At 68.7% G+C, this 21,750-nt stretch carries 20 protein-coding genes and 1 tRNA gene; 9 read left to right on the top strand and 12 right to left on the bottom strand.

Features of this window, described 5'->3' with window-relative positions; translation table 11 throughout:
- The first annotated feature begins 272 nt into the window (after window positions 1-272).
- The gene (locus EGT67_RS01450; protein WP_127914265.1) at window positions 273-1,511 is read left to right on the top strand and encodes a L,D-transpeptidase; all 1,239 of its coding nucleotides are present in this window, start codon (window positions 273-275) and stop codon (window positions 1,509-1,511) included.
- A gap of 53 nt (window positions 1,512-1,564) precedes the next feature.
- The gene (locus tag EGT67_RS01445; protein ID WP_127914264.1) at window positions 1,565-1,792 is read left to right on the top strand and encodes a hypothetical protein; all 228 of its coding nucleotides are present in this window, start codon (window positions 1,565-1,567) and stop codon (window positions 1,790-1,792) included.
- A gap of 118 nt (window positions 1,793-1,910) precedes the next feature.
- Here EGT67_RS01445 and EGT67_RS25440 read toward each other — a convergent pair whose 3' ends face one another.
- The 3 genes from EGT67_RS25440 to orn all read right to left on the bottom strand — a co-directional run bounded on the left by EGT67_RS25440 (window position 1,911) and on the right by orn (window position 3,206).
- Complete coding sequence (locus tag EGT67_RS25440; protein ID WP_277750137.1) at window positions 1,911-2,039, bottom strand: hypothetical protein; 129 nt, start codon at window positions 2,037-2,039, stop codon at window positions 1,911-1,913.
- Between the two features lie 411 nt (window positions 2,040-2,450).
- Window positions 2,451-2,523, bottom strand: a tRNA-His gene (locus tag EGT67_RS01440).
- Window positions 2,524-2,606: 83 nt separating this feature from the next.
- On the bottom strand, window positions 2,607-3,206 hold the full coding sequence (gene orn / locus EGT67_RS01435; protein ID WP_127914263.1) for an oligoribonuclease: 600 nt from the start codon (window positions 3,204-3,206) through the stop codon (window positions 2,607-2,609).
- A gap of 84 nt (window positions 3,207-3,290) precedes the next feature.
- Here orn and EGT67_RS01430 point away from each other — a divergent pair, with 84 nt between their 5' ends.
- Window positions 3,291-5,030 carry a helicase HerA-like domain-containing protein gene (locus EGT67_RS01430; protein WP_127914262.1) on the top strand — a complete coding sequence of 580 codons (1,740 nt, stop codon included), beginning with the start codon at window positions 3,291-3,293 and terminating at the stop codon, window positions 5,028-5,030.
- A gap of 33 nt (window positions 5,031-5,063) precedes the next feature.
- Here the strand turns inward: EGT67_RS01430 and EGT67_RS01425 are convergent, their stop codons facing one another.
- From EGT67_RS01425 to EGT67_RS01405, 5 genes are all read right to left on the bottom strand, one after another.
- Window positions 5,064-6,182: an NDMA-dependent alcohol dehydrogenase gene (locus EGT67_RS01425; protein ID WP_127914261.1), complete on the bottom strand. Its 1,119-nt coding sequence runs from the start codon at window positions 6,180-6,182 to the stop codon at window positions 5,064-5,066.
- 97 nt (window positions 6,183-6,279) lie between these two features.
- On the bottom strand, window positions 6,280-7,623 hold the full coding sequence (lysA, locus tag EGT67_RS01420; RefSeq protein WP_127914260.1) for a diaminopimelate decarboxylase: 1,344 nt from the start codon (window positions 7,621-7,623) through the stop codon (window positions 6,280-6,282).
- Window positions 7,624-7,767: 144 nt separating this feature from the next.
- Window positions 7,768-8,571, bottom strand: coding sequence for a mycolate reductase (gene cmrA / locus EGT67_RS01415; RefSeq protein ID WP_127914259.1), 804 nt, complete (start codon window positions 8,569-8,571; stop codon window positions 7,768-7,770).
- Between the two features lie 45 nt (window positions 8,572-8,616).
- The gene (locus EGT67_RS01410) at window positions 8,617-10,647 is read right to left on the bottom strand and encodes an FAD-dependent oxidoreductase (RefSeq protein WP_127914258.1); all 2,031 of its coding nucleotides are present in this window, start codon (window positions 10,645-10,647) and stop codon (window positions 8,617-8,619) included.
- Window positions 10,648-10,666: 19 nt separating this feature from the next.
- A complete protein-coding gene (locus EGT67_RS01405) occupies window positions 10,667-11,221 on the bottom strand; it encodes a PadR family transcriptional regulator (protein WP_127914257.1) in 555 nt (184 codons plus the stop codon).
- Between the two features lie 104 nt (window positions 11,222-11,325).
- Here EGT67_RS01405 and EGT67_RS01400 point away from each other — a divergent pair, with 104 nt between their 5' ends.
- Window positions 11,326-12,672: an MFS transporter gene (locus tag EGT67_RS01400; protein ID WP_127914256.1), complete on the top strand. Its 1,347-nt coding sequence runs from the start codon at window positions 11,326-11,328 to the stop codon at window positions 12,670-12,672.
- Between the two features lie 60 nt (window positions 12,673-12,732).
- On the opposite strand, the gene EGT67_RS01395 is transcribed toward EGT67_RS01400, so the two are convergent.
- Window positions 12,733-13,560 (bottom strand): acyl-CoA thioesterase, encoded by an 828-nt coding sequence (locus EGT67_RS01395; protein ID WP_127914255.1) that lies wholly within the window; start codon window positions 13,558-13,560, stop codon window positions 12,733-12,735.
- Window positions 13,561-13,666: 106 nt separating this feature from the next.
- On the opposite strand from EGT67_RS01395, the gene EGT67_RS01390 reads away from it, so the two are divergent.
- The gene (locus tag EGT67_RS01390; RefSeq protein ID WP_127914254.1) at window positions 13,667-14,236 is read left to right on the top strand and encodes a TetR/AcrR family transcriptional regulator; all 570 of its coding nucleotides are present in this window, start codon (window positions 13,667-13,669) and stop codon (window positions 14,234-14,236) included.
- A gap of 7 nt (window positions 14,237-14,243) precedes the next feature.
- Here EGT67_RS01390 and EGT67_RS01385 read toward each other — a convergent pair whose 3' ends face one another.
- Complete coding sequence (locus tag EGT67_RS01385) at window positions 14,244-15,089, bottom strand: alpha/beta fold hydrolase (protein ID WP_127914253.1); 846 nt, start codon at window positions 15,087-15,089, stop codon at window positions 14,244-14,246.
- Between the two features lie 21 nt (window positions 15,090-15,110).
- Window positions 15,111-15,740: a TetR family transcriptional regulator gene (locus EGT67_RS01380; RefSeq protein WP_127914252.1), complete on the bottom strand. Its 630-nt coding sequence runs from the start codon at window positions 15,738-15,740 to the stop codon at window positions 15,111-15,113.
- Window positions 15,741-15,891: 151 nt separating this feature from the next.
- Here EGT67_RS01380 and EGT67_RS01375 point away from each other — a divergent pair, with 151 nt between their 5' ends.
- The 3 genes from EGT67_RS01375 to EGT67_RS01365 are packed head-to-tail and all read left to right on the top strand — an operon-like array spanning window position 15,892 to window position 18,428.
- The gene (locus EGT67_RS01375; RefSeq protein WP_241565841.1) at window positions 15,892-16,977 is read left to right on the top strand and encodes a ferredoxin reductase; all 1,086 of its coding nucleotides are present in this window, start codon (window positions 15,892-15,894) and stop codon (window positions 16,975-16,977) included.
- A gap of 33 nt (window positions 16,978-17,010) precedes the next feature.
- Window positions 17,011-18,201, top strand: coding sequence for a fatty acid desaturase family protein (locus tag EGT67_RS01370; protein ID WP_127914250.1), 1,191 nt, complete (start codon window positions 17,011-17,013; stop codon window positions 18,199-18,201).
- A 14-nt stretch (window positions 18,202-18,215) separates the two neighbouring features.
- The gene (locus EGT67_RS01365; RefSeq protein WP_127914719.1) at window positions 18,216-18,428 is read left to right on the top strand and encodes a hypothetical protein; all 213 of its coding nucleotides are present in this window, start codon (window positions 18,216-18,218) and stop codon (window positions 18,426-18,428) included.
- Between the two features lie 67 nt (window positions 18,429-18,495).
- Here EGT67_RS01365 and gdhA read toward each other — a convergent pair whose 3' ends face one another.
- Window positions 18,496-19,839 carry an NADP-specific glutamate dehydrogenase gene (gdhA, locus tag EGT67_RS01360; protein ID WP_127914249.1) on the bottom strand — a complete coding sequence of 448 codons (1,344 nt, stop codon included), beginning with the start codon at window positions 19,837-19,839 and terminating at the stop codon, window positions 18,496-18,498.
- A 349-nt stretch (window positions 19,840-20,188) separates the two neighbouring features.
- Between gdhA and EGT67_RS01355 the strand changes: the two genes are divergently transcribed.
- Entirely contained in the window at window positions 20,189-21,607 is a 1,419-nt protein-coding gene (locus EGT67_RS01355; RefSeq protein WP_241565840.1) for a DUF4185 domain-containing protein, read from the top strand.
- Window positions 21,608-21,750: the final 143 nt, after the last annotated feature.

Here is a 21,750-nt window from a genome sequence, read left to right as displayed (position 1 = left end):
TTGCCTTCGCGAGGTGTCCCTCGCTCGGTGCGAAGAGAACATTAACGGACCGCTTCGAGCGAAAGCAAATCAGTCCCCCTGTAACCCTCCAGCCGCAGGTGGCGATTGGTATTCGACCGTTATTCACGGCCGCGGCACGTCGGAGCGGGGCGCGTTCGTGAACTGGCATCATGCAGGTGCGCGGGATGTCGGGGATTGCCCGACGGTCCGTGAGTGTGGGTGCGTCCGAAGGGGCGCGCCGTGTGGTCTGTGCAGTGTGAAGTGGGGTTTTGATGAAGATCTGGGGCGGTCGCGAGTGTCGTCGCGGTGGCGGCGCGAGAAGTTCGAGGTGGCCGGCCCTGATCGTGGCCGGTTCCGCAGCGCTCGGCATGGTGATGCTCGTCACCGGTTGCACGATCTCGTCCAGTGGTGCATCGACCTCCGATGGCGCACCGGTCGACTCCAATCCGCTCGTCGCAGTGATCCAGCCCAAGCTGACGACATCTGTCGTCGACGGTGCGGTCGGCTTCTCGCCCGGCGATCCCGTCACCGTCCACGTCGCCGACGGCAGGCTGTCGAACGTGACCCTGCGCAACCCCGAGGGGAAGGTCGTCGCAGGCGCGGTTGCGACCGACGGGCTGTCGTGGACCAACACCGAACCGCTCGGCTACAACCGCAAGTACACGCTGCAGGCCGAGGCGTACGGCCTCGGCGGTTCGACGTCGACCACGACGTCCTTCACGACCAGCGCGCCCGGCAACCTCACCAAGCCCTACGTGATGCCGGGAGACGGCAGCGTCGTCGGCATCGGGCAGCCCGTCGCGGTGCAGTTCGACGAGAACATCCCCGACCGCAAGGCCGCAGAGGCCGCCATCGAGATCGTCACGGTGCCGCCGGTCGAGGGCGCGTTCTACTGGTTGAACAACCGCGAGGTGCGCTGGCGGCCGCAGAACTACTGGGCGCCGGGCACCCAGGTGACGGTCGACGTCAAGGCGTACGGCCGGGACCTCGGCAAGGGGATGTTCGGGCAGGAGGACGTGCACTCGTCGTTCACGATCGGCGACGCCGTCGTCATCACGGCCGACGACGACACCAAGCAGGTCACGGTCAACGTGTCCGGCCGGGACGTGAAGTCGATGCCCACGTCCATGGGCAAGGACAGCACCCCGACCGACAACGGGGTCTACATCATCGGCGACCGGTTCGACCACCTCGTGATGGATTCGTCCACCTACGGCGTGCCCGTCACCTCGCCGGACGGTTACCGCACCCCGGTCGACTGGGCCACGCGAATGTCGTACAGCGGCATCTTCTTCCACTCCGCTCCGTGGTCGGTGAGCGAGCAGGGCTACACCAACACCAGCCACGGCTGCCTCAATCTGAGCCCGTCGAACGCGAAGTGGATCTACGACAACACCAAGCGCGGCGACATCGTCCTCGTGAAGAACACCGTGGGCGGCACCCTGTCGGGCACCGAGGGCCTCGGCGATTGGAACATCCCTTGGGAGACCTGGCGCGCCGGCAACGCGTAGCCGCTGATTATCCTGGGGGCGACCGAATCGTCCGAAGGAACGGGAGCGCAGCGGTGGAAACGGTGGGAGTTGGGGATCTCGTTCAGGCTGCGGGGCATGCGGGCCCGTGGACGGTGCTCGAGGTCCGGCACGGCATGGCTCTGCTCGAACACGCGGACGGGCATCGGTTGTCGCGCCGCACGACGACGCTGACCGTTGTCCGCAAGGCGGAACCCGGTACGCGTGCGGCACGCCCGGCCGGCGACGCCGACAACGGCGAGGCGCCGACCCTGTTCGACTGATCGACGTACCGGATGTGCCGATCGCCGTCCGGTGCACCTAGTGCGCATACAGCAGAGCGGCCGACACCTGTGAGGTGTCGGCCGCTCTGCTGAGAACCGTGCTAGTGCTCGGTCTGGATCAGAGGAAGGCGTTGATCGCGCCGATCAGACCCAGGATGGCGCCAGCGCCGGCGATCACGCCGCCGACAGCGGTGACGACCGGCTGGATCTGCTTGATCAGGGCGAGGTCAGCGTCGGAAGAACCCATGGGGATGCTCCTTTATTGATGCGAGTGGAGGGGTGTGGCATGCGTCATGCCGTGCATCGGAGATGCTGTAGGTCACAGTAGGGGCCGCATGAACAAACAGTTAATTGAAGGTCTCACTCAGTGAGACCTGGGCGAATTTGCTGTTCAGGGGGCATTTACCTGTGTCGCCGAGTAGCCGGAAAGTGAATCGGCTCACTTTTCTTTGTCGACTCCGCGTTTTGCGCACTTATCGGTCCCCGAAGGCATCTGGAACGCCGATAAGTGCGCAAAACGCGGGGGCTGAGAGGTTCGCCGCGGCGCTCCCCGACGGGGCGTGGGCCGACCGTGGTGCGGGACGGGCGGCGCCGGGAGCGGGCAGCGTGTGCGCATACGAAAAACGCCCCCCGGCGATGCCGGGGGGCGTTTCTTCGGGGTGACTGACGGGACTCGAACCCGCGACAGCCAGGATCACAACCTGGTGCTCTACCAACTGAACTACAGTCACCATCACTGTCGCTTCCGGCGGGGCCGGTTGCTGCAGCGAGATGAATATTAGCCTGTTGATCGACCAAAGTGCCAATCGGCTGGTCAGGCGGGTCCCAGCTCCTTCGCGACGGCCGCGATCTCGGTGCTCGAGGGGCCCGGATCCGCGACGAACGCGGTGCGCCGGTAGTACTGCAGTTCGCGGATCGATTCCTTGATGTCCGCGAGGGCGCGGTGCGACAGGCCCTTCTCCGGCTGACCGAAGTAGATCCGCGGATACCAGCGTCGGCACAGTTCCTTGATCGAGCTGACGTCGATCATCCGATAGTGCAGGTGCGCGTCCAGTTCGGGCATGTCGCGGGCGATGAAGCCGCGGTCGGTGGCGATCGAGTTGCCGGCGAGCGGCACGGTGCCGGCGACGGGCACGTGCTCGCGGATGTAGTCGAGCACCATCTGCTCGGCTTCGGCCACCGTCACCGTCGACGCGCGCACCTCCTCGGTGAGGCCCGAGCGCGCGTGCATCTCGGTGACGACGTCGGGCATCGAGGCCAGCGCGTCGTCGTCGGCGTGGATCACGATGTCCACGCCGTCGCCGAGGATATTCAGGTCGCTGTCGGTCACCAGGGCGGCGATCTCGATGAGCTTGTCCGAACCGAGCCGAAGGCCCGTCATTTCACAATCGATCCATACCAATTTGTCCTGCACGAGAAACACAGTAGTCAGGCGAGGTCGGGATATTGTCCACGGTGGAGAACTTCCCGCACGCTTCTGCTTCGAGGAGGACGCTTCATGACCGTTGATTCGGGGGCGGGGGACGACGCCCAGTCGCTGGCCGAGAAGGCCAGGATCGCGAAGGCCGCAGCGGAGGAGGCGGCCCGGGTCGCGGCCGAGGCGGCGGCGGCCGCGGAGGCCGCGGAACGGGAGATGGCGGCCGCCGCGAACCCGGAGGACACGTCCGCGACCGAGCCCGGTGGCGCCGCCGAGGAGATCGCGTCCGGATACCGATCGGCCGGGGCCGCACTCGAACTCGGCACCGTCGTGGTGAACGACGAAGTCGATCCGGCCGCGCGGGTGCGGATTCCGCTGGCCACGGTCAACCGGCACGGGCTGATCGCGGGTGCGACCGGCACCGGCAAGACCAAGACCCTGCAGGGCATCGCCGAACAGCTCTCGGCGGCGGGTGTGCCCGTCGTGATGGCCGACATCAAGGGTGACCTGGCGGGGCTGTCGAGGCCGGGGGAGACGAACGAGAAGATCACCGCGCGCGCGGCCGAGACGGGCGAGCCCGACTGGGCGCCCACCGGGTTCCCGGTGGAGTTCGTCTCCCTGGGCACCGGCGGCATCGGGATCCCGGTGCGTGCCACCATCACCAGCTTCGGGCCGATCCTGCTCAGCAAGGTCCTGGGGCTCAACGAGACCCAGGAGTCCACCCTCGGACTGATCTTCCACTGGGCCGACACGCAGGGCCTCGCGCTGCTGGATCTGAAGGACCTGCGGGCGGTGATCGCGCACCTGACCTCCGACGAGGGCAAGGCGGACCTGAAGGGCATCGGCGGCGTGTCCGCGTCCACCGCCGGGGTCATCCTCCGGGCGCTGGTGAACCTCGAGGCCGACGGCGGCGACACCTTCTTCGGTGAGCCGGAGTTCGAGACCGAGGATCTGCTGCGGGTGGGACCGGACGGGCGCGGCATCGTCACGCTCTTCGAACTCGGTGCGCAGGCGGCGCGGCCCGCGATGTTCTCGACGTTCCTGATGTGGGTGCTGGCCGATCTGTTCCAGGCGCTGCCGGAGGAGGGCGACCTCGACAAGCCGAAGCTGGTCTTCATCTTCGACGAGGCTCACCTGCTGTTCGCCGACGCCTCGAAGGCGTTCCTCGCGCAGGTCGAGCAGACCGTGAAACTGATCCGGTCGAAGGGTGTCGGCGTGTTCTTCTGCACCCAGTTGCCCACGGACGTCCCCAACGCGGTGCTGTCGCAGTTGGGCGCCCGCGTCCAGCACGCGCTGCGTGCGTTCACCCCGGACGACCAGAAGGCGCTCAACAGGACCGTCAAGACCTACCCGAAGACGGCGCACTACGACCTCGAGAAGGCCCTCACCTCGCTCGGGACCGGTGAGGCGATCGTCACGGTGCTGTCGGAGAAGGGGGCCCCGACGCCGGTCGCGTGGACCAGGATCCGTCCGCCCCGCTCACTCATGGATGCGATCGGCGACGACGCGATCCGGGCCGCGTCGGGCTCGAGTCCGCTGTACGCCAAGTACGGGCAGACGATCGACCGGGAATCGGCGTACGAGAAGCTCACCGCGAAGGTGGTGGACGCGCCGGATGTCGATCCGACGCTGGATATTCCTCCGCTGCAGGATCTTCCGGACCTGCCTCCGCCGCCGCCACCGGTCGCCGAGGGGCCCACTGTCGCGGAACAGATCCTCGGGAACACGGCGGTCAAGAGCTTTCTGCGGTCGGCGGCGTCGGCCGCGGGGCGGGAGATCTCGCGGAGCATCTTCGGTACCGGACGTCGGCGACGGCGCTGAGGGCGGCGCCCCCGGCGCCCGGTACCGCCGGGGTCAGTCGAACAGGACGACGCCGCGGATGTTCCGGCCCTCGTGCATGTCGACGAAGCCCTGGGCGATGTCGTCGAGCTTGTAGGTGGTGGTGATGAGCTTGTCGAGTTCGAGCTTGCCGGCCTGGTACAACTCGACCATCCACGGGATGTCGGCGCTCGGTGCGGACGCGCCGAACAGCGAGCCCTGGATGCGCTTCTGGTAGAGCGTCAGCTCGAGAAGGCTGATCGGCAGGCCGACGTCCTCCATCTTGCCCAGGCCCGTCACCACGCACGTGCCGGCCTTGCGGATCGCCGAGAAGGCCTGCGCGACGTGCTCGCCCGTCGTGACGCCGACGGTGACGATCGCCGAGTCGGCGCCCTGGCCGTTGGTGAACGAGCGGGCGATCTCGGTGGCCTCCTCCATCGTGGCGACCGCGTGGGTGGCGCCGAACTCGAGGGCGGTGTCGCGCTTGAACGCGACCGGGTCGACCGCGATGATGTGCGCCGCGCCGGCGTGTGCGGCGCCCTGGACGGCGTTGATGCCGATGCCGCCGACGCCCATCACGATGACCGTGTGGCCGGGGTACACCTGTGCTGAGTTCACGGCGGCGCCCCAGCCGGTGCCCACCCCGCAGCCGAGCAGACACAAGGTCTCGAGGGGCAGGTCCTTGTCGACCTTGACGGCGGAATCGATGCTCACCGTGGTGTATTCGCTGAACGTGCCGAGACCGCAGGTCTGTGCGACGGGTGCGCCGTCGAGCGTCAGGCGGTAGCTGTCGGGGTCGTCGGGGCGACCGCCGGTCATGATGGCCGCGCCGCGGTCGCAGAGGTTCTGCAGGCCCTTGGCGCACCAGCGGCAGCGGCCGCAGCCGGCGAGGAACGAGAAGATGACGTGGTCGCCCACCTCCCAGCCGACGGTGTGCGGCCCGACCTCCACGACGATGCCGGCACCCTCGTGGCCGCCGCAGATCGGGTACCGGCCCACGCCGTGGTCGCCCTTGGCGATGTGGTCGTCGGAGTGGCAGAGGCCGGAGGCGACCATCTTGACGGTGATCTCGTTCTGGCGGGGGCCTTCGAGTTCGAGGTCGACCACCTTGTAGGTGCCGGGCGCTTCGGTGATGACGGCCGCGCGGGTCTTCACAGGGTTCCTCCTGGTTGGATAGCGACGATGTGGTGCGCATCACTATCCGTCCGGGTGGTCTGCTCTCGCGTGAGCGGTCTCACTCACTGGAACCGGGTTACAGTCCGACGTCGCGAGACAGGAGGTCCGCGACCGTCTCCCGCCGCACCAGCTCGCGCGTGTTCCCGCCCCGCACCGCCACCACCGGCGGTCGGCCGACGGAGTTGTACGACGACGCCAGGCTGTGGTGGTACGCGCCCGTGCACGGCACCGCGAGCACGTCGCCGGGATGCAGATCGGCCGGGAGCGCGACGTCGTGGGCGAGGACGTCGCCCGCCTCGCAGAACCGCCCGACGACGGTCATCGGGACGTGGGCGCCCGACGGGTGCCGGTTGGCGACCGCGATGTCGTAGTGCGCGCCGTACAGCGCGACCCGCGGGTTGTCGCTCATCCCACCGTCCACGGCGGCGAAGATCCGGCCGCTCGGAGCCGTCTTGACCGACACGACCCGGTACAGCGTGACGCCGGCCCGCGCGACGATCGCGCGGCCCGGTTCGAGGGTGAGCTGTGGTCGCGGGAACCGGTTGCGGGCGCACGCGTCGTCGAGGGCGTCGTCGATGGTGCGCGCGAGTTCGGTGAGGTCGATCTGCGGGTCCCCGGGGCGGTAGGGGACGGCGTGACCGCCTCCGAGGTCGAGGTCGGTGAGGATCGGGCCGTGGTCGCGCCGGACCTGATCCATCTGCCCGATCAGCCGGTCCACGGCGGTGCCGAAGACGCGGGGGTCGGTGATCTGGGACCCCAGATGGCAGTGCAACCCGACCAGTTCGAGGTTCGCCTGCTCGAGCACCAGGCGTACCGCCGCGTCGGCGTGCCCGCCCGTGATCGGGAATCCGAACTTCTGGTCGTCGACGCCGGTCGTGACGGCGGGGTGGCCGTGGATGTCGATGCCCGGGGTGACCCGCACGAGCACCTTCTGGCGCGCCGCGGCGACGGACGCGAGCAGTCGGATCTCGGTGTGCGAGTCGACGACGATTCGTCCGACCCCGGCGTCGGCGGCGGTCCGCAACTCCGAGGCCGTCTTCGCGTTGCCGTGCAGGATGATCCGACGCGGATCGATGCCCGCGGACAACGCGATCGCGAGTTCGCCGGACGAGCAGACGTCCACGGACAGGCCCTCCTGGGTGACCCAGCTCGCGACGCTCCGGATCATCAGGGCTTTTGCCGCGTAGGCGATCTCGGCCTCGGGGAACACCGACCGATAGGTGCGGCAGCGGTGTCGGACGTCGTCCTCGTCGAGCACGTACGTCGGGGTGCCGTACTGGTCGGCGATGTCGTCGAGTGCGACGCCGCCGACACGGATGCGACCCCGGTCGTCGTGGCTCGTGGTGACCGGCCACAACGCCGGGTCGAGGCGCGGGGCCATCGCCGCGCGGAGGGAGGGGAAGATGTCGAGCAGGGTCACCGGCGTACTCCTCGAGGTGCCCGCGATCCGGTCGGAGCGGGTTCACCTCTCAGGAGTACGCCGGTGCAGAGCCCGGCGGTCGGTTCTTGACGGCGGCTTGACGCCGGCCGGGTGAGTCCTGACGCGCGGTTGGCGCGGCCGGCCTCAGCCGCCCAGCTTCTTGTAGAACGTGCCGACGATGGGGGCGATGGCGGCGCGCGGGCTGTATTGCCCGGCCACCGACATGCCCTTGCTCAGGATGCCGGGGACGATGCGCATCTTGTTGTCGGCGAGGGCATCCAGGGAGACCTTGGCGACGTACTCGCTCGAGATCCAGAGGAAGTCCGGGACCAGCTTGTCGACGATCGACGCGTCGGCCGGATCCGGGGTCTCGGTGCGGACGGGGCCGGGGGCCAGGAGCGTGACGTTCACGCCGCTGCCCTTCAGTTCGCCGCGCAGCGACTCGGAGAACGTGTTCACGAACGCCTTGGTGGCCGCGTACGTGGCGTTGTTCGGGATCGGCATGTTGCCGGCCGCCGAGCCGACCATGAGGATCGCGCCCGACTTCCGGGCCACCATGCCGGGCAGCACGGCCAGCGTCAGGTCGTGCACGGCGACCGCGTTGAGCTCGACCTGGTCGCGCTCGTAGCTCGGGTCGAGCTCGACGACCGGGCCGAACGTCGCGATGCCGGCGTTGTTGCACAGGATCGAGATCTCGCGCTCGGCCAGCTCGGCGACCAGCGGGGCACGCCCGTCGCGGTCGGACAGGTCCACGGCGCGGACCTCGACCTCCACGCCGTGCTTCTCGCTCAGCTGGGCGGCGAGCTTCTCCATCACGTCGCCGCGGCGGGCAACGAGGATCAGCGAGTGCCCGCGCGCGGCCAGTTCGGCGGCGAGGGCCTCGCCGATGCCGGAGGAAGCGCCGGTCACGACCGCGCGGGCGTCAGGGTTGGGGTTCGGCAGGCTCACGACAGTGCAGCGTAGCGGGTCCACGGAAACACGGTGCTCACGCGCTCAGATGCCCGCCGCCAGGCGCGTGCCCTGCTCGATCGCGCGTTTGGCGTCGAGTTCGGCGGCGACGTCGGCGCCACCGATGATGTGGGTCGTCACACCGGCGACCGTCAGCTCGTCGACCAGGTCGCGCACCGACTCCTGGCCGGCGCAGATCACCACGGTGTCCACCGTCAGCGTGCGCGGGCGCTCCCGCTTCTCGCCGAAGGTGATGTGCAGGCCGGCGTCGTCGATGCGTTCGTAGTTGACCCCGGAAAGTTCCTGCACGCCCTTGGCCTTCAGTGCGGCCCGGTGCACCCAGCCGGTGGTCTTCGCGAGCCCGGCGCCGATCCGGCCCGGCTTGCGTTGCAGCAGGAACACCTCGCGCGGCGAGGGCGACGGCTGCGGGGCGGTGAGCGCGCCGGGCGCGGACTCGGGGTCGGTCACACCCCACTCGCGCTTCCATTCCGCGAGATCCAGAGTGGGGGAGTGCTCGTGCGTGAGGAATTCGCTGACGTCGACGCCGATCCCGCCCGCACCGATCACCGCGACGGACGTGCCGACGGGCTTCCCGTCGCGGACCACCTCGGCGTACGTCAGCACCTTCGGGTGATCGATACCGGGGATGTCCGGTACGCGCGGGGTGACGCCGGTCGCGATCACCACCTCGTCGTAGCCGGCGTCGATCAGGTCCACCGCCTCGACGCGGGTACCGACGCGCACATCGACGCCCGCGAGGTCGAGTTGACGCCGGTAGTACCGGATGGTCTCGGCGAACTCCTCCTTGCCGGGGATCTTCTGCGCGATCGAGAACTGGCCGCCGATCTCCTCCCTCGCCTCGAACAGCGCGACGGCGTGCCCGCGCTGGGCGAGGTTCAGGGCCGCGGACAGGCCCGCCGGGCCGGCGCCGACGACGGCGAGGTTCTTCTTCCGGCGCGTGGGCAGCAGCGTCAGTTCGGTCTCGCGGCCCGCGCGCGGGTTGAGCAGGCACGAGACGTGCTTGTTCACGAACGCGTGGTCGAGGCAGGCCTGGTTGCACGCGATGCACGTGTTGATCTCGTCGGGCGTGCCGGCCGCGGCCTTGAGCACCCACTGCGGGTCGGCCAGCATCGGCCGTGCCATCGAGATCAGCTGCACCGCGCCGCGGGTGAGGATCTCCTCGGCCACCTCGGGCATGTTGATCCGGTTCGACGCGACGACAGGAATCGACACGTGCTCGGCGAGCTTCTCGGTGACGTCGGCGAACGCGGCGCGCGGCACCGACGTCACGATGGTCGGCACCCGTGATTCGTGCCAGCCGATGTCGGTGTTGATGACGGTCGCCCCCGCGGCCTCGACTTCCTGTGCGAGCGAGACGATCTCGTCCCACGTCTGCCCGCCCTCGACCAGGTCGGCCATCGACAGGCGGAACAGGATGACGAAGTCCGGTCCCACCGCGGCCCGGGTCCGCCGCACGATCTCGACGGCGATGCGGCGGCGCTTCTCCGGGGTGCCGCCCCACTCGTCGGTGCGCTTGTTGGTCCGCTCGCACAGGAACTGGTTGACGAAGTAGCCCTCGCCGCCCATGATCTCGACGCCGTCGTAGCCCGCCGAGCGGGCCAGGCGGGCGCAGCGCACGAAGTTCCGGATCTGCCATCGCACGCCGCGACCGGTCAGCCGGCGCGGCCGGAAGGGATTGATGGGCGCCTTGATCGACGAGGCGCTGACGCTCAGCGGCTGGTAGCTGTAGCGGCCCGCGTGCAGGATCTGCAGCGCTATCTTGCCGCCCGCCTCGTGCACCGCCCGCGTGATCGTGCGGTGCCGGCGGGCCTCGACCCTGTTGGTGAGCTTGGCGCCGAACGGCAGCAGCCACCCGGTGCGGTTGGGGGCGTAGCCGCCGGTGACGATCAGGCCGACGCCGCCGCGCGCGCGTTCGGCGTAGAACTCGGCCAGTCGGGCGGTGTTCTTCGCGCGGTCCTCGAGACCGGTGTGCATCGACCCCATGATCACGCGGTTCTTCAACGTCGTGAATCCGAGGTCGAGCGGCTCGAGCAGGTGCGGGAAATGTGAAGTCATACCGGGCCTTTCGGTCGGGTCAGGGCTGTTCCGAGTCCGCTTCGGACCCGAGGGCGGCGAGCACCTCGTCGCACCAGTCGACGAACCCCTCCTCGACGCGGATGCCGCCGCGCAGGACGAGGTACTGGTGCAGGGCTCGGCCGCTGCGGGGGCGGGACTCGGGGAAGTCGTGGTGTGCGATGCGGCGGTACAGGTCCAGGCGGGCGGCGTGCTCGTCGCGGTGTCGTCGCACCTCGGCGAGCAGCGACCCCATGTCCCCGTACGAGGCGCCGCGGATCTTCACGGCGAGTTCGTTGCGCAGGTGCCCGGGTTCGGTCGGTTCGGCGATCCAGCGGGCCAACTCGGCCCGGCCGGCAACCGAGACCCGGTACACCTTCTTGTCGGGGCGGCCGTCCTGTGCGATCGCTTCGCCCGTGACCCAGCCGGCGTCGTCCATCCGCTTGAGTACGCGGTAGATCTGCTGGTGGGTGGCGCTCCAGAAGAAGCCGATCGACTTGTCGAAGCGGCGCGCGAGTTCGTACCCCGAGCCGGACTGCTCACTGAGGGAGACGAGGATCGCGTGTTCGAGTGCCACGACACCATTGTGTATGCAACTGGGTGAGTATGCAACCAGGTGAATAGACCGCTCGGTGTGTTGTCGGCGAGGAAACGGTGCGGTCCCGGATTAGGCTCGCGGCCATGAGCAGCGGCGCGGTTGGGGAGGCGGGCATCGGTCAGTCGGCGACGCGGCGACAGGTCGCGGCGTGGGGACTCTGGGATTGGGGCAGTGCCGCTTTCAACGCCGTCATCGTCACGTTCGTCTTCTCGGTGTACCTCACCGACGCCGTCGGCGACGACCTGCCCGGATCGATCTCGGCGAGCACGTGGCTGGGCTGGTCCCTCGGCGTCGCAGGCTTCTTCATCGCGGTGCTGGCGCCGGTCAGCGGGCAGCGCTTCGACGCCGCCGGCCGCCGCAAACGCTCGCTCGCGGTCCTCACCTTCCTCACCGTCGCGACGATGGCCGCGATGTTCCTCGTCGTCGACGACTACCACTACCTGTGGCTCGGTCTGGTGCTGCTGGGATTCGGCTCGGTGATCTTCGAACTCGCAGGGGTGCCGTACAACGCGATGCTGCGGCAGGTCTCGACGCCGGACAACATCGGTCGGGTCTCCGGGTTCGGCTGGGCGATGGGATATTTCGGCGGCATCGTGCTGCTGCTCGTGTGCTACTTCGGGTTCATCGCCGGGGACGGCGACACCCGCGGGCTGCTCGGCATCACCACCGACGGTGGTCTCAACATCCGCCTGGTCGCCGTGCTCGCGGCCGGGTGGCTCGCGGTCTTCGCGCTCCCGGTCCTCTTCTCGGTGCCCGAACTGCCGCGCACCGGTGCAGACCCCGGCGCGGCGAAGGCCGGGTTCCTCGAGTCGTATCGCGTCCTGTGGCGGGACCTGAAGGAGTTGTGGGACGCCGACCGGCGGACCGTCTGGTTCCTGATCGCGAGTGCGCTGTTCCGCGACGGACTGGCCGGGGTGTTCACGTTCGGCGCGGTGCTCGCCGTCAACGTGTACGGCATGGCGTCGGACAGCGTCCTGCTGTTCGGTGTCGCCGCCAACGTCGTGGCCGCGCTCGGCGCGATCGTCGCCGGGCGCCTCGACGACCGGGTCGGGCCGAAGGCCGTCATCGCCGCGTCGCTGGCCGCGATGATCGTGGTCGGTGTGGTGCTGATCGGCATCTCGGGGACGCTGCTCTTCTGGATCTTCGGGCTGCTGCTGTGCCTGTTCGTCGGACCGGCGCAGTCGTCGTCGCGCACGTTCCTGGCCCGGATCACCCCGCCCGGTCGGGAGGGCCAGCTGTTCGGTCTGTACGCCACGACCGGTCGGGCGGTGTCGTTCCTCGCGCCGACCCTGTTCGGCTTCTTCGCGTGGTGGTTCGGCGCCGACCGCGCCGGCATCGTCGGCCTGCTGGTGGTGCTGGGCGTCGGACTCGCCGCGCTACTCGCGGTGCGGGCGCCGGAGCGGGACGCCTCCGAGTCCCTCCCCGGCTGACGGCCGAATGTCACATGCGTTCAGTTGGACTGGACGCGTGTGACATTCGGCCGCCGCGGGTCAGTCCTTGAAGTAGACCAGCTGGTGCGTCGTGGCGAGCAGGGCGCCGTCGCGGCCCCAGACCTCGCCGGTCTGGTCGAAGTAGCCCTTGCCGAACCGCTGCGCGCGGGCGGTGCCGAGCACGGCGTCGTCGGCCTGCGCCGCGAGCAGGGTCGCGTCGGCGTGGAAGTACACGGTGAGCGAGACCGTGCCGGCGGGCAGGTACCGGCCCAGGCGCAGGAACGCGCGCGGGTAGAAGACGTCGCACAGCGAGGTCAGCGCGGGGAAGTCCAGCGGTCGCGGCGGGTTGTCGCGAACCCACAGCGTCGTCGTCGAATCCGGCTGTCCACCGGCCTCGGGGTCGGGGATCGCGCCGGTGACGAACCGCATCTCGTAGTTGCGCGCCCACGCGATGAAGTCCGGGAAGCCCTGGGCGGCGACGTCGTCGACCGTCGGTGCCGTCGGCGCCGCGATCTCGGTGGACGCCCACGTCTCGCGGCGGTTGCCGAACACCGCGGTGGCCGTCGTCGTGACGACGCCGTCCTGAGTGAGTTCGATGTTCCAGTGCTGGGTCGACCGATTGGTGCGGGTGGGGCGCGCCGCGATCTCGAATCCGCCGTCGGCGATCGGGCCCGCGAAGTTCACGGTCAACGACAGCGGATCGCCGAGGCGTTCGGGATGCTGCAGGACCGCGCGCAGCAGGGTCGCGGCCGTGATGCCACCGAACGGGCCCACCATGTTCGCGTACGCCGGGGAGGTGTGGCCCAGGAAGACGCCGGGCGCGCCCAACTCGGGAGAGAGTTCGACGGCTGCGTCGAACGGGTGGGTGGGTGCGACGATCTGGGTCACGACGACTCCTGACGGGTGACGATCCGGTTCTAAGTATGACAACATACATAGTGACGACCGGCAACCGTGCGAGAGTCGGTGACCAGGCGAGAGAGGGGCGAGGGGCATGGCGAGGCGGCAGGATCCCGCGGGCGGTCCGCGCGCGGCGATGATCGACAGCACCGTCGCGCTGATCCGCGAGCAGGGCGTGGCGGCGACGTCGTTCGCCGACGTGCTCGCCCACAGCGGCGCCCCGCGCGGCTCGATCTACCACCACTTCCCGGGCGGGAAGTCGCAGTTGGTCGAGGAGGCCACCCGCTCGGCCGCCGCCTATCTCGGTCGCGGCGTGGCCCGGGTGCTCGAATCGGGCGACACCGTGTCGGCGCTGCGGGCGCTCGTCGACCTGTGGCGCCGGGGCCTCGAGGCCACCGGCTACGAGGCCGGGTGCCCCATCGTCGCCGCCGCGCTGGGCACCGAGCGCGGAGCCCGCGAGGTCGCCGGGGTCACCTTCACCGAGTGGTGCGACCTGATCGCGGCGAGCCTCGTCGACGACGGGGTTGCGAAGGACCGGTCGGCGTCGCTGTCGGTGCTGGTGGTCAGCGCACTCGAGGGCGCGCTCGTGATGGCGCAGGCGCAGGGCACCTCGGCGCCGCTGGACGCGGTCGTCGACGAACTCGAGGTGCTGCTGCGCGCGTGACCGCGGGTCAGGCCTGCGCCACGCGCGCCAGGATCGCGTCCGCCAGGGCGTCGGGGTGCTCCTCCGGGATCCAGTGGCTCGCGCCGTCCAGGACGACGAAACGGTAGGGCGCGTCGACGAACTCGCCGCACCGCCGTGCCGCGGCCGGCCCGAGGGTCGGATCCGCGGTGCTCCAGACGTACGTGGTCGGCACCCGCACCGGAGGCAGGTTGCCGAACTCGCGGACCAGCGCCCGGTACCAGTTCAGCGCCGCGGTCAACGCGCCCGGCTGCGACAGCAGTCGTACGTGCTCCTCGACCAGGTCGGGGTCGACGCCGTCGCCGAACGCCGCGCGTAGCTGTCGCGAATCGTCCTCGAGCAGAAACGATTCGGCCTTCCCTTCCTGGCGGAGGCGGCCGACGTACCCGGATCGGCGCTGCTGATCGGCGTCCTCACGCAGGGCCCATCCGATCGCCGCGGCGTGCGGCACCGACACCGCGGTGAGGCTGCGGATCCGGTCCGGGTGCCGTCCCGCGACCTGCCACGCGATGGCCGCGCCCCAGTCGTGCCCCACCAGGTGCGCCGACGCGAGGCCGTAGGCGTCGAGCAGGCCGAGGACGTCGTCGACGAGGTGGTCGAAGCGGTAGTCCTCGACCGCCCCGGGGCGGGCGTCGGGGGAGTAGCCGCGCTGATTCGGTGCGATGACGCGCATGCCCGCGGCGAGCAGGCGCGGAGTCATCGGCCGCCACGCCGCCGCACTCTCGGGGAATCCGTGCAGCAGAACGACCGGGGTGCCGTCGTCCGGGCCTGCGACGGCGACGTCGAATGTCAGGTCGCCCAGGCGAACCCGATCTGTCCGTGAGTCGGCGGTCATGGCGCCACCGTAGCGGAATCGCTACGGGTGCGTGGGTTTCCAGCCGCCGATGCCGATCATGATCAGCCGGAGTTGCTTCTCGGCGCGGTCGATCACCGCGCGTTCGTCGGCCGAACCGGGGCGATCGACCTCGAGCAGGTCGACGACCGCGGCCAGCATCGCCTGCACGATCAGGTCTGCGGCCATCTCGAGGTCCTCGACCTGCCAGTCGCCCAGGACCGGCATGCGGCCGAGATCGATGGTGAGTTCGCTGACGAACAGGCGCAGTTCCAGGGCGATCGCGCGCCGGACCTCCGGCACGCCGCCGTAGCGCTCGCGGGCGACGAATCGGAACTCGGCCTCGTGGGCGCGCACCTGGCGAACCAGGACGTCGAGGGAGTCGCGGGCGTTCTTCGTGCTCGGGGTGCGCCGGGCGTCGCGCAGCATTCGGCGCAGCACCCGCATGCTGTCCTCCGCCAGGGCGACGCCGAGTTCGTCCATCGAGGCGAAGTGTCGATAGAAGGCGGTGGGCACGATGCCCGCCGCGCGCGCGACCTCGCGCAGGCTCACGCTCGCGAAACTGCGGTCGGCGTGCAGTTCGAGGGCCCGGTCCAGCAGCGCCTGACGCGTGCGCTCCTTGCGCTGCGCGCGCGTCTCCACCGGTTCGGTCACGGCGTCGAGTGTAGGCACCGGGTGCCGGGCCCCGAACGACCGTCGAAGTGACCGGCGTCACGTTCCTCCGGGATTGACAGGCGTGGGGTGGTCGCGTTCACACTAGTCAGTGTACGAGTGTGCACTGAAAATCTCTCGTGAGGAGATGATCATGACGACGAGTTCGCTCGGTCGGTCGCCGGTTCGGCCGTTCCTGTCGCTGTTCGAGGCGCTGGCGACACCGCACGCGGTGGACCGCTATCTCGAACTCCTCGACCCGATGGCGACCGCCCGCGAGATGCGGGCCCGCGTCGTGCGGGTCGCACGCCCGACGTCGGATTCGGTAGTGCTCGATCTGCGGCCCACGCGGCAATGGCGCGGATTCCGGTCGGGTCAGTTCGTGCAGGTCGGGGTCGTGATCGACGGGGTGCGTCATACGCGGTGCTACTCGCCTACCGGGGCGGAGTGCGGGCCGCGCGACTCGATCCGGCTGATCGTGCGGGCGCACCCCGATGGGCTCGTCTCGCAGTACCTCGTCCGAGAGGCGGTCGAGGGTATGGTCGTCGACCTGTCCACGGCGGCAGGGGAATTCGTGATGCCGGCACCGCGGCCGTCGCGGGTGGTCCTCGTCAGCGGGGGTAGTGGGATCACCCCGGTGCTGTCGATGCTGCGCACGCTCGTCGATGAGGGATTCACCGGCCCGGTCGCGTTCCTGCACTACACCCGGATGCTCGAGGACGTCCCGGTCCTCGGTGAACTGCGGGCGATCGGGGAGGCGCGCGACAACGTGACCGTTCGCGTCGTCGAGACCCCGGTCGAGGGCCGCTTCCGGCGCGAACACCTCGACGCCGTCGCCCCGTGGTTCGGGCCGGAATCGGAGGTGTTCGTGTGCGGGCCGGACACGCTCTCCGCGTCGGTCCGGGACCTGCTCGCGGCCGGAGGATTCGGTGAACAGATGCACACCGAACTGTTCCGGGTCGACCCGCCGACGCCGGCGGGGCCCGCGGAGGGCGTCGTGTGCTTCGCGCGCAGCGGCGTCACCGCTGAGAACACCGGGGTCAGCCTGCTCGCGCAGGCCGAGGCCGCGGGCCTGCAACCCGTGTACGGCTGCCGGATGGGGATCTGCTTCTCGTGCACCGCGGTCAAACGGTCCGGACGCACCCGCGACCTCCGCACCGGCGCCACCCACGACGACCCGGACCAGCCGATCCAACTGTGCATCTCGGCACCGGTCGGCGACGTCGAGATCGACGTCTGACCGCACCGGCCACCACGATCAGAGGAGAAACCCATGTTCGGAATCAGCCTTCCCGGGTTCCTGGCCATGCCCGGGTTCCTACGGTTCGGGACTCGCGACCCCGCGCCGCCCGACGAGGTCACGGTGATCGGGTACGACGACGTCGAGGCGCTCGGGCGAGAACTCGATGCGCTGCGTGACGAGGTCGTCGCCGATCTCGGCGCCGCCGACCGCGAGTACATCTACCGGATCATCAAGGCGCAGCGCGGTTTCGAGGTCGCCGGCCGCGGCCTGCTGTACCTGGGCTTCCTGCCGCCGTTCTGGTTGGCCGGCGTCGGCGCACTGTCGATCTCGAAGATCCTCGACAACATGGAGATCGGGCACAACGTCATGCACGGCCAATACGACTGGATGCGCGAGCCCGGCCTGAACTCGCGGGTGTTCGAGTGGGACACCGTGTGCCCGGCGGACCAGTGGAAGCACTCGCACAACTACCTGCACCACACGTACACGAACATCGTCGGACGCGACCGCGACATCGGTTACGGAGTCCTGCGGATGGACGACGCGCAGCGCTGGAACCCCTACTACCTGGGCAACCCGCTGTACGCGACCGGGCTGATGTTCCTGTTCGAGTGGGGCGTGATGCTGCACGACCTCGAGGCCGAGAACGTGATCCAGGGCAAGCGGAGTTGGGCCGACGTCAGACCACTCGTGCAGGGGTGGTGGCGCAAGGCCGGACGGCAGGTGCTCAAGGACTACGTGCTGTTCCCGGCGCTGACCGGCCCGCTGTTCGTCTCGACGCTGCTCGGGAATGCGGCCGCGAACGTGGTCCGCAACGTGTGGGCCTACTCGATCATCTTCTGCGGCCACTTCCCCTCCGGGGTGCAGAGTTTCACCGAGGAGGAGACCGCCGACGAGACCCGCGGCCAGTGGTACCTGCGACAGATGCTCGGCAGCGCGAACATCACCGGAAGCCCGCTGTTCCACATCATGTCCGGCAACCTGTCGCACCAGATCGAACATCACCTGTTCCCGGACATTCCGGCACACCGGTACCCGGAGATGGCGCCGCGGGTGCGGGAACTGTGCGAACGCTACGGCCTGCCGTACAACACCGGAGGCTTCTTCCGGCAGATCGGCACCGTGTGGGCCAAGATCTTCCGGTTGGCGCTGCCGCCGTCGCTCACCGGCCCGGCGCCGGTGCGCGGTGTTATCGTCGAGCGTCGGAAGACCGCTGCATGAGAGGCACGTCGGACATGGTGGGGAAGTTCGAGCGGGGCAAGGACACGGTGCAGGAACTGACCGAGTCCGCGGCCACACACGTCGGCAGGATCGCGGTGATCATCGCGGGGGCCGTGCGGGACGTCACCCGGGAAGTGGGGGACTGGATCACCGACGGCATCGAGATGCGCGAGGCCGCCAAGAAGGCGCGCGAGGACGGGGAACGGCCGGCGGCCGACGAGAGCTGAACCCGGACAGAGAGATCGGGCCCGGCACCTGTGACTGGTGCCGGGCCCGATCCTGTGTGTGGGTAGATCAGATGACGCCCATGGCGAACATGGCGTCGGCGACCTTCACGAAGCCGGCGATGTTGGCGCCCAGGACGTAGTCGCCCGGCTTGCCGTACTCCTCGGCCGTGGTGGAGCAGCGCTCGTGGATGCCGCGCATGATCTTCGACAGGCGCTCGTCCGTGTAGGAGAAGCTCCAGGAGTCGCGCGATGCGTTCTGCTGCATCTCGAGCGCGGAGGTCGCGACGCCACCGGCGTTGGCGGCCTTGCCCGGCGCGAACGCGATGCCGGCCTCGCGGAACACCGCGATGCCGCCCGGGGTGGTGGGCATGTTGGCGCCCTCGGCGACGGCCTTGACGCCGTTGTTCACCAGGGCCTTCGCGGCGACGTCGTCGAGTTCGTTCTGCGTGGCACACGGCAGCGCGATGTCACACGGCACGTTCCAGATGTTGCCGCCCGGGAAGTACTGGGCGTCGGGACGCTCGTCGACGTACTCGGAGATGCGGCCGCGACGGACCTCCTTGATCTCCTTGAGCAGGTCGAGGTCGATGCCGGCGTTGTCGACGATGTAGCCCGAGGAGTCGGAGCAGGCGATGGCCGTGCCGCCGAGCTGGTGGAGCTTCTCGATGGCGTAGATCGCGACGTTGCCCGAGCCGGACACGACGGCCTTCTTGCCCTCGACGGACTCGCCCTTGGCGGCCATCATCTCGGCGACGAAGTAGGCGGCACCGTAGCCGGTGGCCTCCTTGCGGACCATCGAGCCACCCCAGGTGAGCCCCTTGCCGGTGAGGACGCCCGACTCGTAGGAGTTGTTGAGGCGCTTGTACTGGCCGAACAGGTAGCCGATCTCGCGGCCGCCGACGCCGATGTCACCCGCGGGGACGTCGGTGTACTCGCCGATGTGGCGCTGCAGTTCGGTCATGAAGGACTGGCAGAAGCGCATGATCTCGGCCTCGGACTTGCCCTTGGGGTCGAAGTCGGAGCCGCCCTTGCCGCCGCCGATGGGCAGGCCGGTGAGGGAGTTCTTGAAGATCTGCTCGAAACCGAGGAACTTCACGATGCCGAGGTTGACGCTCGGGTGGAAGCGCAGGCCGCCCTTGTAGGGGCCGAGCACGCTGTTGTACTGCACGCGGAATCCACGGTTGACGTGGATGTTGCCGTTGTCGTCCTGCCACGGAACACGGAAGATGATCTGCCGCTCGGGCTCGCACAGACGCTCGATCAGGGCGCTGTCGGCGTAGTTCGGGTGCCGATCGAGCACGACGGTAAGCGATTCGAAGACCTCGGCGACCGCCTGGTGGAACTCCGGTTCGCCAGCATTGCGAAGGAGTACCTGCTTGTAGATCTCCTCAACGCGGTCGCGTACAGACAACTTTCACCTACCTGATTCCGTGAGAACTTTTTAATCTTTCTGTTACAGGGTAGTCCGCCAAGTGCAACGAATTCGACGGTTACCTGGGGAAAGTGAGATTAGCCACGTGTAAACATCGTGTTACCAAGCGGGCGCACCTGGGCGAATGGCGCCGGAACGACGGCCGCGATCCCGGTGGTGGCCGACGAATCGGCGCACGCCGCTGAGTCTCAATTTTCACACCATTCACTTCGGTAACGCGAAAGTCTTGGGTATGACATGGTTTGCTGTTGATCGATGCACATCTTCGGGGGGAGAGCGCGATGGGCCGCGCACGGATTGCCTCCCGCTGACTGGAAGGAAGCAGTCTGTGAGAGCAGTGAATCGGGGGTGGACCGCGGCGCTGTCGGCGGCCGCACTGACAGTGGGACTGTCGGTGGGAATGGCCACACCGGCCGGCGCGGTCGGTGGACCGTGCGGGCAGAACGGCGGCAGCTCCGGCAGCTCCGGAAGTTCGGGCAGCGCCGGGAGTTCCGGCAGCCTCGGCAGCCTGAGTTCGGGCAGCCTGGGCAGCGCGACGGGGTCGTTGATGAACTCGCTGCCGTGGATCACGGGCGCACCCAACGGCGCACTGCCGGTGCTCACAGGCAAGACCAAGGCCATCGAGATGGTCACCGGGCCGGGCAGCTCCAGCGACAGCATCAACCGATTCAGCGTCTCGGGTACCGACCTCGGAATCATGTGGGACAACGACAAGCCGGGCAACGAGCATGGCGTGATGATGCTGTTCGGTGACACCGTCGGCGCGTGCGGCGTCGGAGGCGACCAGTGGCGCAGCAATGTTCTGTTCCGTAGCGCCGACACCACGCTGACTGATGGCATGAAGATCGACAGCTCACCGTTGGCGTCGCGCGGATTCTCCAAGCAGGTCATCCAGGGCCTGCTCTCGACCGAACCAGGAGGCTGGCCGGAATTCACCGTCATCCCCACCGGCGGTGTGGCGGTCGACGGTAAGCAGTACGTGCGTTGGATGTCCGTTCGGTCCTGGGACACGCCGGGCGAGTGGACCACCAACTACTCTGGACTCGCCGTCTCGGCCGACAACGGCGAGACCTGGCAGACGGACCCGCAGACCGTGCGGGTCAATCGGACAGACGCCTTCCCCACTCCGATCGACGGCGTTCCGGCGTTCTCGTCGAGTAACGAGAACTGGCAGATGAGCGCCTTCGTGCCGGACCGCGGCGACGGCTTCGTCTACGAACTCGGCACGCCGTCAGGGCGTTCCGGTGCAGCGCACCTGGCTCGTGTGCCGGCGAACCCGACCGCCATGGTCACCCCGGGTGAATACCGGTACTGGGACGGATCCGGCTGGTCTACGAACATCGCGGCCGCGGTGCCTGTGATCGAGTCGCCGGTCAGTGAGCTGTCGGTGCAGTGGAACGAGTACCTGCAGAAGTACATCGGGATGTACTCGGACGTGGGCGGCCTGAAGATTCGTCAGTCGTCGGATCTGGTGCATTGGAGCGGATCGCAGACCCTCATCGGCTCCGCCACGCTGCCGGGGCTGTACGGCGGCTTCATGCACCCGTGGTCGACGGGCAAGGATCTGTACTTCGTACTGACCACGTGGGATCGCTACAACGTCATCTACATGCGAACCGATCTCACCAACATGAAGATGGCTGCCGCGGACATGGTCGACCGCCCCGACCCGGCGGACACCGGTGAGCAGCGCCTAGAGGGCTTCAACACCCCCGAGGGATTCACCGAGACCGTCGACGGCGAGTGACGCCGGCTAGTTCATGACACGCGGCCCGTTCCCGTCACCGGGGGCGGGCCGCGTTCGTGTTCGGCGTTTCCGTTCACGCACAGCCGGTGCGTGGTTTCCGGGTGCAAAGCGTCACCGGACGGAAACAACCGATCCAAGGCGCG

It is taken from the genome of Prescottella agglutinans, from assembly GCF_004011865.1.
Lineage (GTDB): Bacteria > Actinomycetota > Actinomycetes > Mycobacteriales > Mycobacteriaceae > Prescottella > Prescottella agglutinans.
This window is presented reverse-complemented; position numbering and strand designations above follow the sequence as displayed.